Raw genomic sequence first — 14,032 nt, forward strand, 5'->3', positions numbered from 1 at the left:
AGATGAAAAACCCCTCACCTTATTTATGATTAATGGTCTGCTTTTTTTCTTTCTGAAAAGCAATGGCATGCTTGACAAAATCTAAAAACAACGGGTGAGGTTTGAGGACGGTAGACTGGTATTCCGGATGGAATTGGGTTCCTATATACCATCTCAGTTTTGGAATTTCAACGATTTCTACCAGATCGCTCTCCGGATTGCGGCCTACGCACATCATGCCGTTATTCTCAAATTCCGCCTCGTAGTCGTTATTGAATTCATAGCGATGACGATGGCGCTCGCTGATATGCTCCTGGCCATAGATCTCGTATGCTCGTGAGCCCTTCTTCAGATCACATTCGTAAGCTCCCAGGCGCATGGTCCCTCCCATGTTCGTGATATTCTTCTGCTCTTCCATAATGTCAATGACATTATGGGGCGTCTTTTCATCCATCTCGCGACTGTTGGCGTCCGTATAATCCAGGACGTTGCGGGCGAATTCAATCACCATCATCTGCATGCCATAGCAGATGCCGAAGGTAGGGATGTCGTGCGTGCGGGTATATTGGGCAGTTATGATCTTACCGTCTGTTCCCCGCTGTCCGAATCCCGGACAAATGATGATTCCATCCTGTCCCGTGAGTTTTTCTGCTACGTTCTCCTGGGTGATATATTGGGAATTGATAAAGGTGATATGTACTTTATAATCGTTGTAGGTTCCGGCAATATAAAGACTCTCGCGGATACTCTTATAGGCGTCCTGTAAATCGTACTTGCCGACCAGGCCGATCTGAACGGTATCCTTGGCTTTCTTCATGCGCTGCAGGAAACCTTTCCAGGGTTTCATCTCCGGCGTGGGGCCTACGGGAATCCCCATCTTCCTGAGGATGGCAGCATCCAGTCCCTGGTTCTGCATATTTACAGGAACCTCATAGATGCTGGGCATATCTTCACTCTGGATGACACAGTCCATATCCACATTACAGAAATCTGAAACTTTCTTCCGGATGGCATCGTTGAGATGCATCTCCGTGCGGAGAACCAGGATGTCAGGCTGGATGCCTACGCTTTGCAATTCCTTGACGGAATTCTGGGTAGGCTTGGTCTTGAGTTCATGTGCAGCCTTGAGGTAAGGGATATACGTAAGATGGATATTGACAGCATTCTTTCCCAGTTCCCGTTTCAACTGGCGGATAGCTTCCATATAGGGCGCGCTCTCAATATCACCGATCGTCCCACCGATCTCCGTGATGACGAAATCGTAATGATATTTCTGCCCGAGGAGTTTGATGTTACGCTTGATCTCGTTGGTGATATGCGGGACCACCTGAATGGTCTTGCCCAGATAGTCTCCCCGCCGCTCTTTATCGATGACTGATTTGTATATGCGGCCGGTGGTCATAGAATTAGCCTTGGTCGTATGAATACTTGTAAACCGTTCATAATGCCCGAGGTCAAGGTCCGTTTCCATTCCATCCACGGTGACATAGCACTCTCCGTGTTCGTATGGATTCAGTGTGCCCGGATCAATGTTGATATACGGATCAAACTTTTGAATGGTGATGTCATATCCCCTTGCCTGAAGGAGTTTACCTATTGATGCAGAGATAATTCCCTTTCCAATGGAAGAAACTACTCCACCTGTGACGAATATATATTTTGTTTCAGCCACGATAAATAAATATTTAAATTACCTTAGTTATAACTAATTTGCAAAGGTAGTATAAAATAATGAAAGTGCCAACCGTTTTGGATGATTTCGTGTGGCAGAATGTTCGTTTTCTCATTTTTATTTCATACCTTTGCCACCAACTGACAGACAAGAAAAGAAAATGAAATATCGGTTTTTGATCGTCCTGCTTCTGGTTTCGGTTCAAGTGGTTAAAGCACAGAGAATCGGCGGTGGACTTGGAAGAAATTATACAGGTGAATCTGAGATAGTCCGAAATTATCTGGATTCACTGAATACCTATAAGAGTTGGTTGGATACAACCTCTTTGGAAGGTGTGTTCGCTAAGGATACGATAGCGGCCCGTAATCATCTGATGAATCAGAACAGGAGTTTCTTCCTCTTGGCCCCTTTGACTTTCTATCATTTCCCTGCCGTTCATCTCCTCGGACTTCACTACGGACAGGACTCGGATCAGGCGGCAGACCAGTTCCTGGATTCTACTTTAATGAATATCTATCTGAACTATCCTCAACTGGTCCGTCAGAGTGAGAAAGTACTTATCGCCAATTCCTCGAACCTTGACAGGATGGAACCGTCAGCCCAGCAGACCCATCCGGATTTTGTGGATATAGTGTCCCCTAAAGCTCAGGAGCCTGATGTGGCTCCGATGGATCTCCTGGTCAGGAAGCCTAATTTCTGGACTTTCCAGGGCGATTATTATTTACAGTTCATGCAGAACTTTGTCTCCAGTAATTGGTATAAGGGGGGACAGAGTAATTATTCTATGCTGGGGAACGTTGTCTTCCAGGCTAATTATGATAATCACCAGAGGTTCTTGTGGAGTCATAAACTGGAAATGCAATTGGGTTTTCAGAATTCCAGGGGGGACAGCATCCATTCCCTGATGGCTACAGAGAACATGATCAGATATACGGACAAACTCGGGCTGCAGGCTACGAAAAACTGGTATTACACTTTCCAGACAATTGCCACAACTCAATTTACAAATACTTATAAGAGTAATGACCCGACGGTGTATGCAGCGTTCATGTCTCCTTTTAATCTTAACTTTTCAATCGGTATGGATTATAACGTCAACTGGCTGAAGAAGAAGTTGACGGGGACCGTTCATCTTGCCCCTTTTGCCTTAAACTGGAAATATGTCAAGATCAAGGATCTGGCTACTCGTTATGGCATTGACGAAGGAAAGCGTTCTCTGGTTGACTATGGTTCTGAGTTTACGATCGACCTGAAATGGCAGATGTCCGACTTGATCAAATGGAATACCCGCCTTTATGGCTATACTTCATACAAGAGGACAGAACTGGAGTGGGAGAATACGTTTGTCTTCCAGTTGAGTAAATTGATTTCCTGCAACCTTTTTGTTTTCCCTCGGTTTGATGATGGCGCCAGCCGTGGCATTCATGGATACTGGCAGCTGAAGGAATATCTGAGTGTCGGATTTTCCTATAGCCTGTAAAGCCTACGGGAGACTGGCGGTGTATCTGAGGCAGTCCGTCTCGTGCCCGGGTGAAAGTGCATCGCCGATAATCTGTAAGCGGGGATATTTCTGATCAGAAATATCCCCGCTTATCATTTTGTGGCGTGTCGGGATGGATTGCTTTCCTCCATCCTTCTTCATTCAGAACCGGAAGTCCACTTCTACATCCACGATAGAGTAGTTCTCCTTTTTCAGACTTCGGTCATTGACCATGGCGTATTCGCCATTGATCTCGAAATTGTGATCAAATTCATAGTCTAATCCTACTTCATACTGGGATCTCATCCTGGAAGCATCACCCGTTGGCTGATACATGTCATAGCGGGCTTTAGCGTGAAGGCGTTTCTGAATAATCGGGGCGATGACCAATGCATAGACACTTTGTGCCTGGCTCCCCTCATCTGAGATCGTGCAGTCGCCAGACGTGTTGTCATTGGTGTTACTTAAGGCCTTGGCAAAGGCCTGGCCGGTGGAATGGACAAATTCAGAACGTAAGGTCCAGTCATTGAAGAGATATTCGGCAGAGAAAGCGTACCTGCGCTGCTGAAGACTTCTTACCCCGTCATGCTGAATCTCCTGGCCTTGCGCGCTGGTGGTAGTCCAGGTGCCCTTGCGGGCATAGCTGCCGGTCCAGCCGAACGTGCCCAGACGCATGCCGGGAACAGGCATCACCCAGATACCGCCTATGATGTCTTTCTGTTGGTCTACGTCCTTGACATTAATACCCTGGCCATTGAAGATTCCTACTTGGTAATGTAATAAATTCCTGCCAGCAGCATTCTTCAGGAAATCTCCCTGCACCTGCAGTCCGATGTCCCTTCCGTTGGAACTATGTTCTCCATCACGGTCAGAGAATCCTGCCAGTTTCTCGACGGCCTGGCTGTAACTCATGAACCCCTGGTCGATCGGATTCATCGGATTCTCAAAAGTAAATGGGCGTTTAAATTGTCCTATCTTGATGCGGAGAAAATCGTATTTCTGCCATTCCGTAAACAGATCAACCAGTCTTGGAGAACTTCCCAGGGTAGAGGTGTTGCCGTTGATCTGGAGTTGGACTCTCCAGAAAAAGTCATTCATGATCCGTCCGTCGAGCATGATCCTGCCCAGTCGCAGGTTAAAAGAATTGGCTTTAGCTCCTTCTTGGCCACTGTACTGATACTGCGTCATTCCATATCCGGATAATTTTATACTGTTCATCCAGTCTGGCAATTTGGTCTGTGCGTGTGTGGTGCTGAAAAGGACAGCAGCGAAAGTGAGGAATAATCCTCTTTTGAAATTTGTCATAAATGTATAAATGGTTATAGTTAGATTTGAAAGCAATGCTATTTTTCTCTCTTCTCGAGCAGGACCACGTTCTCCACGTGAGGAGTATGGGGGAACATGTCCACCGGCTGCACTTCCACTACCCGATAGACGGGGTCAAGAACTGACAAGTCACGGGCCTGGGTGGCAGGGTTACAACTGACATAGACGATGCGCTCCGGTTCAGCATTGAGGATCACCTTGATGACCTCCGGATGCATGCCTGCCCTGGGAGGATCCGTGATGATGACCTCCGGGTGTCCGTGTGTCCGGACAAACTGGTCCGTGAGGATGTCTTTCATATCTCCTGCGAAGAAACAGGTATTGTCTATGCCATTGATAGAACTGTTCTCCTTGGCATTTTCGATTGCCTCCGGAACATATTCGATGCCAATGACCTTACGGGCACTCCCGGCGACGAAATTGGCAATGGTCCCCGTTCCGGTATAAAGGTCGTAGACCGTTTCTTTCCCTGTGAGTCCGGCAAATTCTCTTGCGACGCTGTAGAGGCGATAGGCCTGTTCAGTATTTGTCTGGTAAAAACTTTTTGGACCGACTTTGAAGGTGAGCCCTTCCATCTTTTCAAAAATATGATCCTTGCCCTTGAACACCTGGATGTCGAGATCCCCGATGGTGTCATTACATTTCTGATTGTTGACGTAAAGGAGAGAGGTGATCTGAGGGAAATGGTCTGCGATATGCTGCAGGAGAGCTTTCGCTTTCGGCTGGTCATCAGGCTGGTCATAATGGAACTGGATCAATACCATCCATTCTCCGGTATTGGAATTCCGGAACATGATATTTCTTAACAATCCGTGTTGGGCCCGTACATCGAAGAAAGTCATCCCGGTGGAAAAGGCATAGTCCCGTATTTCATTGCGGATCGCATTGTGCAGGTCATCCATCAGCCAGCATTTCTCTATCGGGTAGATCTTATCGAAAGCGCCTGTGATATGAAAACCGATACAATTATCCTGTTGGCTGGAGCGCCTGATCTGGAGTGCTGTGTGGCCATTCTCGTCGGCATGGTCATCTTTAGGGAGCTGGTCTAATTCCTCTTTGGTGTACCATCGCTTGTTGGCACAACCGAATTCGAGTTTGTTACGGTATTCCCTTGTCTTTTCTGAACCGATAATGGTCCGGAACTCAGGGAGTTGGATCTTTCCTATTTTCGTAAGTTGGTCAAGGACCTGCTGCTGCTTGGCCTTTAATTGTTCAGGGTAGGGGAGGTTCTGCCATTTGCAACCTCCGCAGATGCCGAAGTGCGTGCAAAAGGGTTTTTCCCGTACGGCACTGTAATGCAGGAACCTGACGATCCTACCTTCACAGAAGTTGTGCTTTTTCCTTGTGATCTGAACATCTGCAATATCACCGGGGACACAGAAGGGAACGAAGATGACTTTTTCCTGATCGTGAAACAAGCATTTTCCTTCTGCTGCTACCTTTTCAATGGTTACCCCTTCGAGGAGAGGTAAGACCTTTTTCTTTGCCATAACTTAATAAAATTTTGTCGCAAAGGTAAGAAATAAACTGTAATTGAGCAAGTATCTTCCCTTTCTTCCCTTCTTTTCAGGAATAAAAAGACCGGTGTCTCTTTGAAAAATGTTTCCTGGAAAGGGTGAGAACAGGAGTTGGTTCCTGTCTGGCCGCAGGGGAGGAAGAAGGGATACGGAGGAATGAAAAATAGCCCTAAAATAAGAGGCCACTTTTTTGGTTGCCTCCTTTTTATTTTCTACCTTTGCGCATCATGTATCAGAATTCTTTGAAACTTAAAACCGGATTATCAATAGTTGTATTTATCCTTTGTATGCTGAACGTTCATGCGCAGATGGAAAATCCGGTGACGGCGGGAGGGGCCGGAGTGGACCAGGTGAGATTCGGAACCTCTTACGTTACTGCCCTTGAAGATTTCCAGCGGCTTTGGGGGAGTCCAGAGGCATCTGACTCGGCTTCGATCCTCTATACGGATAAAACTTTCCAAGGGATAAAATTTGACAGAATAGAACTGGACTTCCAATATGTTGATACTTTAAGCTATTTCAATCAAGCCCGTTTTTATAAGTTTTGCCCGAGTAAGGGCCAGGCCATCCGGGAGATGAAAATCCTTGCAGAACGTCTGGGCAAAGTATATTCGGTAAGCTATGATGAAGAAGAGGGCGGCACACCTTTTTATAAAGGAGGATGTGCCCCTGTAGGACTGGATGACCTGTTTACCGTATTTGTCGCTCCTCAGGAGAGACGTTGGACGTGTCAGCTCCGGTATGGTGCTTTTTCTTATGCACACCCGGGCGCATGAGCGCTGCCGGGAAGGGTGCATGGGGAACGTGCAGGAATGCAGAGAGAAGATAATTTTGACTAAAAAGAATAGATGGTGAATATGAAAAGACTTTTTTTAATTCTGTTTGCAGGGCTTCTTTCGCTTCAGGTTCCTGCCCAGTCGGCAAGGAAAATGTGGCTTGCCATGCCAGATTCCATCATACCTTATTTAAATGCCAACCTGAGGCAGGAGTTTGTAGATTTTGCCGATATGAAAGTGAAGGCGGATGTGAAGAACCTGCTGAATGGCAATTGTGAGATGGATACCTTGACAAATGATTATGTTCATCTGACTTTAAATCTTTCGACGACGCTGGAGATGAAATTGCTTCCCCGTGAAAATGGAGATTCCATCCTTTGTCTTGTCAGAACGTTCAGTGCCCCCTCAAAGGAGAGTGATATCCGGTTCTATGATTCATCCTGGCATGCCCTTGCTTCGAAAGACAGACTGCCGGATGTGAAACCGGAAGATTTTATCTTCCGGCCTGATACCATGTCAGTAGAGCGTTTTGACAACCTTAGGGCAATGATTGAACCCTATCTGATTTCTGCAAAACTTTCTCCCGGTGATGATTCTATGGTCCTGAGTTTGGCTGCTCCGCTGGTAGGTTCGACGGAAAGGAAAGCAGTAGAATCCATCCTTGTGCAAAAGAAACTTAATTGGCAGAATGAAAGGTTTAAGTAATATTAAAGTATAGCAATTCTTTATGTCAAAAACTTGCATATAAAGGAAATTGTTGTACTTTTGCACTGTGTTTTTCATGGTATTAGATTATTAAGGTTAATAAAAGATTGGTTGTCGTGAGACAATCAATTTTTTTTTGCCCTTATTTGACCTATGGATAAAAGAAAGAATTGGCAGGAAATGAGGTTTCTTCCTGAACAGAAAAAATCTTCAGTGATTTCTGTCTGTTCTCAATAAAAGTCTTTATCTTTGCAATAATTATCAATTCTATGTCGAAATGAATTTAAAGATACGCTTAGCCGCGATGAATTTCCTTGAATTTGCTGCCTGGGGAGCTTACCTGACTTCAATGGGGACTTATTTGGTGAATATCGGCTTGGGTTCTGAAATCGGTTGGTTTTATGCGGTGCAGGGAATTGTTTCCATTTTTATGCCGGCATTGATGGGGATTATTGCCGATCGCTGGGTACAGGCGCAACGGTTGTTGGGCTTTTGCCATCTTTTTGCCGGATTGTTCATGTTTGCCGCTGCTTATTATGCTTTTTCACAACAGTCCAATATCCAGTTTGGTATTTTGTTCTTCCTCTATACGATCAGCGTAGCTTTTTATATGCCTACTCTTGCCCTAAGCAATTCCGTGGCCTATAATGCGTTGACGAAAGCCGGTATGGATACCGTGAAGGATTTTCCCCCCATACGTGTCTTCGGGACGATAGGATTTATCTTCATGATGTGGATGGTCGACATCCTTGGCTTTCAGCCGAATCAGAATCAGTTTATCGCTTCCGGCATTTGCAGCATCATCTTGTTCTTCTATACCTTTACCCTGCCCCGTTGTGATACCCATAACGGAGAGGAGAAGAAGTCTATGGTGGATGCTTTTGGCTTGCGGGCTTTTGCCTTATTCAGGAAGAAGAAAATGGCAATCTTCTTTATATTCTCCATGTTGCTGGGGGTAAGTTTACAGATCACGAATGGTTTTGCTAATCCTTTTATCACCAGTTTTAAGGATATTCCTGAGTATTCCAACACTTTTGGTGTCAATCATGCGAATATCCTGATCTCGCTTTCTCAGGTGAGTGAGACCTGTTGCATCCTCCTCATCCCTTTTTTCATGAAGCATTACGGCATCAAGAATGTCATGCTGATGGCTATGTTTGCCTGGGTTTTCCGTTTCGGCCTGTTTGGTTTCGGCAATCCCGGATCAGGGGTGTGGATGTTTATCCTGTCCATGATCGTATATGGTGTTGCCTTTGATTTTTTCAATATTTCCGGTTCACTGTTTGTCGATCAGTCAACTGATCCGAAGCTCCGTTCCAGTGCCCAGGGGTTGTTTATGCTGATGACGAATGGGATTGGGGCTACCGTGGGGACATTATCTGCCCAGGCCGTCGTGAATGCGCATACGGTAATGAAGGCCGGGATGGCAAGCACCGACTGGCGGTCTTGCTGGCTTATTTTTGCCGGTTACGCCTTGGTTGTAGCAGTATCCTTTGCGTTGATATTCCGTCCCAAGAAGGAGGGTGTTGTGGCATGAAGAAAATTCAAGTTCATTTCGGTGGCGTTTCAGAGATCGTGGGTTCCAGTGATATAGGATTGCTGACCCTGTTGAATGAAGATGAGACGAGGGAACTGGTGGTGACGTGTGACAAGCAGATGATGTATCAGTTTGCCTTGCGTACTCAACCTGTATCCGGTGTTGACCGGTTACTGCCTGAAGTATTGTGGGGGGTAATCCACAATCAGAGCGAAATAACTTTTGAAATAGATATCAATGATATTATTGACGGTGAGTATAGTGCTTTTCTGATGAATCAGGATACACTTGAAGAAATACCCATGCGGGCCAGTGATGCGATCCTGCTGTCTGTCATCGGCAAAATTCCCGTCTATGCTGATGCGGAGTTGATGAGACGACAAGGGGTGGCCTATCATCCCCAGTCTTCCGGTATGTCATTGCCGATAAATATCATCAGCGATCAGATGTTGCAAAGTGCATTGGATAAAGCTGTGAAGGAAGAAAATTATGAACTGGCGTCCTTATTGCGTGATGAGATGAGGCGTCGGAAGAACAGGCAGCATCCGATGAAGGAACAGAAATCATGAAAGAAGACCGATTTTTTTATGTTCCTGATGCCGGCTCTCTGAAAGAGTTGCCCTTTGACGAAGCGATGCATGCCATGCGTGTGTTGCGTCTCAAGAGCGGGGACGAGATATTCCTGATGGACGGTGTGGGAAACTTTTATCGTGCGGAGATCACCCTGGCAGCTACCAGGCGCTGCCTTTACAAAGTTCAGGAAAAACTGCCTCAGAGGCACAGGTGGATGGGACATATACATCTTGCCATCGCTCCGACAAAAGTGATGGATCGTATCGAATGGATGGCAGAGAAAGCTACGGAAATCGGGTTTGATGAACTTTCCTTCCTCAATTGTAAGTTTTCCGAACGGAAGGTCATGCGTACTGTCCGTCTGGACAAGATCATCATTTCGGCTATGAAACAGAGCCGGAAGCCATGGAAGCCGGTCTTGCATCAGATCGTCCGTTTCGAGGATTTTGTTATCGCTCCCCGCCGTGGACGGAAGTTTATCTGTCATTGCTATCCGGAGATCCCACAGAAAGATTTTTATACAGAACTTCAGCGTTCCGTGCTTGATCGCCAGGATGCAGAAGTAACTGTGCTGGTGGGGCCTGAAGGAGATTTCTCCATCGATGAGGTAAAGTTGGCCATGAAGCATGGCTATGAGTCCGTAACCCTGGGGTCAAGTCGCCTGCGGACGGAGACAGCAGGACTGTATGCGGTTATGTTGTCGAATCTTGTGAACAGATGTCAGTAATTTTTATTACACCCCTGATAGATACTTGAATAATTTAATTGGTGAGAAAATGCAAATGCTCAAATTGTTAACTTCACGTTTATGCCTTTTATTTTCAGGTGTAATTGTGTTATTCACTTCCTGTTCGGGGAATGATTATCTGAATGCCATACCCGGTGAGAGTACGGCCCTCATTTCCCTGGATATGCAGAAGATAGCGGAAAAATCCCCAGGGAAGGATGAAAATACAGTCCTGAAGTCTATCCTGCATGTGAAGGACATTTCTGATTGCGGTATTGATGTGGCTCATAAGATGTATTTTTTCGAGTCGCAGGACGGTAATCTCGGTCTTTGTGCCAAAGTAAAGGACGAGGATGATTTGGAGAGTTGGCTTCAGCAACTCTCCCATAAGGGAATATGCCAGCAGCTCAGTGAGCACCGGGGATTGCAGTTTACCGTCTTCAAGAGTGCATGGGTGTTGGGATTTTCCCGCCATGCCATACTGGTCATGGGACCGGTGGCAGTGAGCGCACAGGCTGAGATGATGCAGCAAATGGCAACTTACCTGAAGGAGGACGAAGATGACGGCATCAAGAGCAGTCCTCTTTTTGACCGTTTGGATACCATGGCTACGCCCATGGCAATGGTCGCCCAGGCCCAGTCATTACCACAGAAACTCGTTGCACCGTTTACTATCGGAGCCCCCCGCGGGACGGATGCTACGCAAGTGCTGATCGCCGCGGATATTATGAAGAAAGGGAATGTCCTGTTGTTCCATGGCACGACTTTCTCCCTTAATCAAGGAGTGGATGCAGCCTTGAAAAAGGCGGTGAAGGTGTACCGTCCCATCACGGGCCGGTATGCCCTGACCATGCCAGCAGATGCAATGGCTGGGGTGTTCATGAATGTGGATGGACATCAGTTCTTGCCGTTGATGCAGAATAACCGCGGACTGACTGCTCTTCTTGCCGGCGTGAATGAGGCGATCGATGTCAATAGTATCATGAATAGTGTTAACGGGGATATGAATATCATCCTTCCCGGCATGAGTGACAACAGTTTGCAGATCATGTGGGGTGCCAAACTGGCCAACAGTGACTGGTTGGCTGATGTGGGCTATTGGAAGCAGAGTGTACCCAAAGGCGGGAAAATTTCAAACTGGCATAAGAATGCCTATTATTATACGGACAAGAAGACGGCCTTCTACTTCGGGGCTTCCGATGACCTGCAATTCTATAGTGGCAGCAGTGCCGAGCTGGCTGAGAGTTCCATAAGGAAGAGCCCGAGACCTATCCCGGTTCCATTACAAAGATTCATTATAGGGAAAAAGATGGTGATGATCATCAACCTCGTGAATTCCGGAAAGGATAAGAAGTCAGATGCGCTCTCTGTCTTTACAGGTTTTCTCAGTCCGTTGTTCGGGAAGGTCAATTCAATTGTCTATACCATGAAATAAAGAAATATCATTTATGTTTTATAGTGAAAAATAGTTGGTTGTTTATACATTAAAGTAATGAACAAAATTCAGTTAAGTTCGGTCATCCCCCAGGTTTTTTCCTCTCAGGCTGATCAGTTGCATTCTGATATTTGGAATACAGACGTAACCTTTGAGAAGGGACACCTTTATCTCGTTGAGGCGGATAGTGGAAAGGGCAAGAGTACATTTTGCAGTTATATTATCGGCTATCGCCATGACTATTCCGGCAGTGTCCTATTTGATGGTACGGACTCCCATACCTATGAAGTCCCCGACTGGGTAAAAATCAGGACATTCCATATCTCACATCTCTTTCAGGAGCTGCGCCTTTTCCCGGAGCTTACGGCCATGGAGAACGTGATGATCAAAAACAGTCTCACGGGCTTAAAATCACGGGAAGAGATTGTAGACTGGTTTGACCAACTCGGCATTGGAGATAAATTGGATGCCAAGATCGGCAGGATGTCTTTCGGCCAGCAGCAGCGGGTAGCCATGATACGTGCTCTGGTCCAGCCATTTGACTTTATTCTGGCTGATGAGCCTATCTCTCACCTGGATGATCATAATTCCTGTATTATGGGTAATATTATGATGGCAGAAGCGAAAAAGCAGGGAGCAGGGGTCATCGTGACCAGTATCGGTAAGCAGATGGATCTGCCTTACGAGAAAACATTCCGTTTATGATTCTTTTATCCGATATTTAAATTGTTTGAACAATGAATTTAGTTTGGAAATTACTGAAACAACATATCAGCGTCCCCCAGTTTGTAGGCTTCTTCTTCGCCAATCTCTTCGGTATGCTTATTGTATTGCTTGGTTTTCAGTTTTATCATGATGTAATTCCTATCTTCACCTCCCAGGACAGTTTTATGAGTGCTGATTTCATGATTGTCAATAAGAAGATCAGTACGGCAAATACGATTAACGGGAGTTCAAATACTTTCAACCAGAGTGAGATCGCTGATCTTTCTGCCCAGAAATTCGCCAGGAGAGTAGGGAAATTTACTCCTACAGAATATAAGGTGAATGCCTCCATGGGGGTGAATGGTACCAATGTGTTGAATTCTGAGATACCTATAGAGTCCGTTCCCGATGGTTTTGTCGATGTTTCCCTGAAGAACTGGCAATACCATCCTGGTGCCAAGGTCGTTCCGATCATTATCCCTCGGGCTTATATTACGATGTATAATTTCGGTTTTGCCCAGAATCATGCTCTGCCGAAGATCAGTGATGGACTTGCGGGGATGATTGACTTCAAGATGTTCATTCAGGGCAATGGGCATAATGACCAGTTTCAAGGTAAGGTGATCGGATTTTCCAGCAGATTGAATACCATCTTGGTACCTCAGAGTTTCATGGACTGGAGTAATCCCCGATATGCTCCGTTCAATCATAGTCAGCCTACTCGTCTGATCATGAAAGTAGGGAACCCTGCGGATGAAAGTATCGGAAAATACTTAGGTCACAAAGGCTATGAGATCGAAGATGACAAACTGAATGAGGAAAAGACGACTTATTTTCTGAAGATGATGGTCTCCATGGTCATGATCGTAGGACTGGTTATTTCAGTCTTGAGTTTTTATATCCTGATGTTGAGCATTTATCTGCTGGTACAGAAGAATTCTTCAAAGTTAGAGAACCTGCTGTTGATCGGGTATAGTCCGAAGAGTGTCGCCAGGCCATACCAGTTTCTGACGATTGGTCTGAATGTCGGCGTGCTGCTTCTGGCATGGATTGCTATTTTCTTTATCCGGGGATATTACATGAATATTCTGGAGACCCTTTTCCCCGAGTTGAATGACGGTAACCTCCTGCCCACGATTATTGTAGGATTATGCCTGTTCGTCCTCGTTTCAGTTCTTAACATCATCGCAATCCGAAGGAAGATCATGAGAATCTGGTACAGGAAGGATTAAGGATCTGCTTATGGTGACAACGTATGATGTCATAGCAGGATGACCTGAGGTGGCAGCGAGGACTACCCCTCAAGTTTGGAAGTCTCACAAATGTAATGGTTTGTGAGACTTTTCCGTAAATCCTGTCAAAATGTTATCTGGTGGTTTGAAAAGATACATGATTATGTAAAAATCTTTGCATAATGCATCCTTCAGGCAGTGGAAGGAACAAAGTGTCAGAAAGCCCTTCAAACCGGTCATTTTGGTCCTCTTATTATCGCTGTCAGAAAGCATCCTCAGGAATTGATCAAAATCATGAATTCTGCTTTTTCGGAGTTCTTTTCTTACTTTTTCATCATTTTGTAACAAAGTTATGATCTTTTTTAATT

12 protein-coding genes are annotated in these 14,032 nt (G+C 45.6%); 9 read left to right on the forward strand and 3 right to left on the reverse strand.

Annotated features, from left to right (window positions below):
• Nucleotides 1-19 precede the first annotated feature (19 nt).
• A complete protein-coding gene (locus tag ACYRYG_RS10285) occupies nt 20-1,651 on the reverse strand; it encodes a CTP synthase (protein ID WP_460198095.1) in 1,632 nt (543 codons plus the stop codon).
• Nucleotides 1,652-1,811: 160 nt separating this feature from the next.
• On the opposite strand from ACYRYG_RS10285, the gene ACYRYG_RS10290 reads away from it, so the two are divergent.
• Entirely contained in the window at nt 1,812-3,131 is a 1,320-nt protein-coding gene (locus ACYRYG_RS10290; protein ID WP_293419181.1) for a DUF3078 domain-containing protein, read from the forward strand.
• A 162-nt stretch (nt 3,132-3,293) separates the two neighbouring features.
• Here the strand turns inward: ACYRYG_RS10290 and ACYRYG_RS10295 are convergent, their stop codons facing one another.
• Together ACYRYG_RS10295 and rlmD are read right to left on the reverse strand one after the other, a co-directional pair.
• Entirely contained in the window at nt 3,294-4,436 is a 1,143-nt protein-coding gene (locus ACYRYG_RS10295; RefSeq protein ID WP_460198096.1) for a porin, read from the reverse strand.
• Between the two features lie 38 nt (nt 4,437-4,474).
• Nucleotides 4,475-5,947 (reverse strand): 23S rRNA (uracil(1939)-C(5))-methyltransferase RlmD, encoded by a 1,473-nt coding sequence (gene rlmD / locus ACYRYG_RS10300; RefSeq protein ID WP_293419262.1) that lies wholly within the window; start codon nt 5,945-5,947, stop codon nt 4,475-4,477.
• A 314-nt stretch (nt 5,948-6,261) separates the two neighbouring features.
• Here rlmD and ACYRYG_RS10305 point away from each other — a divergent pair, with 314 nt between their 5' ends.
• The 8 genes from ACYRYG_RS10305 to ACYRYG_RS10340 all read left to right on the forward strand — a co-directional run bounded on the left by ACYRYG_RS10305 (nt 6,262) and on the right by ACYRYG_RS10340 (nt 13,664).
• The gene (locus tag ACYRYG_RS10305; RefSeq protein ID WP_293419265.1) at nt 6,262-6,750 is read left to right on the forward strand and encodes a hypothetical protein; all 489 of its coding nucleotides are present in this window, start codon (nt 6,262-6,264) and stop codon (nt 6,748-6,750) included.
• 81 nt (nt 6,751-6,831) lie between these two features.
• Entirely contained in the window at nt 6,832-7,455 is a 624-nt protein-coding gene (locus ACYRYG_RS10310; protein ID WP_293419268.1) for a DUF3256 family protein, read from the forward strand.
• A 277-nt stretch (nt 7,456-7,732) separates the two neighbouring features.
• Nucleotides 7,733-8,992, forward strand: a complete 1,260-nt coding sequence (locus ACYRYG_RS10315) for an MFS transporter (protein ID WP_460198097.1) — start codon at nt 7,733-7,735, stop codon at nt 8,990-8,992.
• The gene (locus ACYRYG_RS10320) at nt 8,989-9,561 is read left to right on the forward strand and encodes a bifunctional nuclease family protein (RefSeq protein ID WP_293419274.1); all 573 of its coding nucleotides are present in this window, start codon (nt 8,989-8,991) and stop codon (nt 9,559-9,561) included. The genes ACYRYG_RS10315 and ACYRYG_RS10320 overlap by 4 nt, the downstream gene beginning before the upstream one ends.
• Nucleotides 9,558-10,292 (forward strand): RsmE family RNA methyltransferase, encoded by a 735-nt coding sequence (locus ACYRYG_RS10325; protein WP_293419277.1) that lies wholly within the window; start codon nt 9,558-9,560, stop codon nt 10,290-10,292. Before ACYRYG_RS10320 ends, ACYRYG_RS10325 begins: the two co-directional genes overlap by 4 nt.
• A gap of 55 nt (nt 10,293-10,347) precedes the next feature.
• Nucleotides 10,348-11,727: a DUF4836 family protein gene (locus ACYRYG_RS10330; protein WP_460198099.1), complete on the forward strand. Its 1,380-nt coding sequence runs from the start codon at nt 10,348-10,350 to the stop codon at nt 11,725-11,727.
• A 57-nt stretch (nt 11,728-11,784) separates the two neighbouring features.
• Nucleotides 11,785-12,432, forward strand: coding sequence for an ATP-binding cassette domain-containing protein (locus ACYRYG_RS10335; RefSeq protein WP_293419283.1), 648 nt, complete (start codon nt 11,785-11,787; stop codon nt 12,430-12,432).
• Between the two features lie 32 nt (nt 12,433-12,464).
• Nucleotides 12,465-13,664 (forward strand): cell division FtsX domain-containing protein, encoded by a 1,200-nt coding sequence (locus ACYRYG_RS10340; protein WP_293419285.1) that lies wholly within the window; start codon nt 12,465-12,467, stop codon nt 13,662-13,664.
• Nucleotides 13,665-14,032 lie beyond the last annotated feature (368 nt).

The organism is Segatella asaccharophila (assembly GCF_054687055.1).

What these genes read in the sequence shown, in the direction of transcription:
- ACYRYG_RS10290 (WP_293419181.1), top strand. Translation starts at nt 1,812, where the DNA reads ATGAAATATCGGTTTTTGATCGTCCTGCTTCTGGTTTCGGTTCAAGTG.
- ACYRYG_RS10295 (WP_460198096.1), bottom strand. Translation starts at nt 4,436, where the DNA reads ATGACAAATTTCAAAAGAGGATTATTCCTCACTTTCGCTGCTGTCCTT.
- rlmD (WP_293419262.1), bottom strand. Translation starts at nt 5,947, where the DNA reads ATGGCAAAGAAAAAGGTCTTACCTCTCCTCGAAGGGGTAACCATTGAA.
- ACYRYG_RS10305 (WP_293419265.1), top strand. Translation starts at nt 6,262, where the DNA reads ATGCTGAACGTTCATGCGCAGATGGAAAATCCGGTGACGGCGGGAGGG.
- ACYRYG_RS10310 (WP_293419268.1), top strand. Translation starts at nt 6,832, where the DNA reads ATGAAAAGACTTTTTTTAATTCTGTTTGCAGGGCTTCTTTCGCTTCAG.
- ACYRYG_RS10315 (WP_460198097.1), top strand. Translation starts at nt 7,733, where the DNA reads ATGAATTTAAAGATACGCTTAGCCGCGATGAATTTCCTTGAATTTGCT.
- ACYRYG_RS10320 (WP_293419274.1), top strand. Translation starts at nt 8,989, where the DNA reads ATGAAGAAAATTCAAGTTCATTTCGGTGGCGTTTCAGAGATCGTGGGT.
- ACYRYG_RS10325 (WP_293419277.1), top strand. Translation starts at nt 9,558, where the DNA reads ATGAAAGAAGACCGATTTTTTTATGTTCCTGATGCCGGCTCTCTGAAA.
- ACYRYG_RS10330 (WP_460198099.1), top strand. Translation starts at nt 10,348, where the DNA reads ATGCTCAAATTGTTAACTTCACGTTTATGCCTTTTATTTTCAGGTGTA.
- ACYRYG_RS10335 (WP_293419283.1), top strand. Translation starts at nt 11,785, where the DNA reads ATGAACAAAATTCAGTTAAGTTCGGTCATCCCCCAGGTTTTTTCCTCT.
- ACYRYG_RS10340 (WP_293419285.1), top strand. Translation starts at nt 12,465, where the DNA reads ATGAATTTAGTTTGGAAATTACTGAAACAACATATCAGCGTCCCCCAG.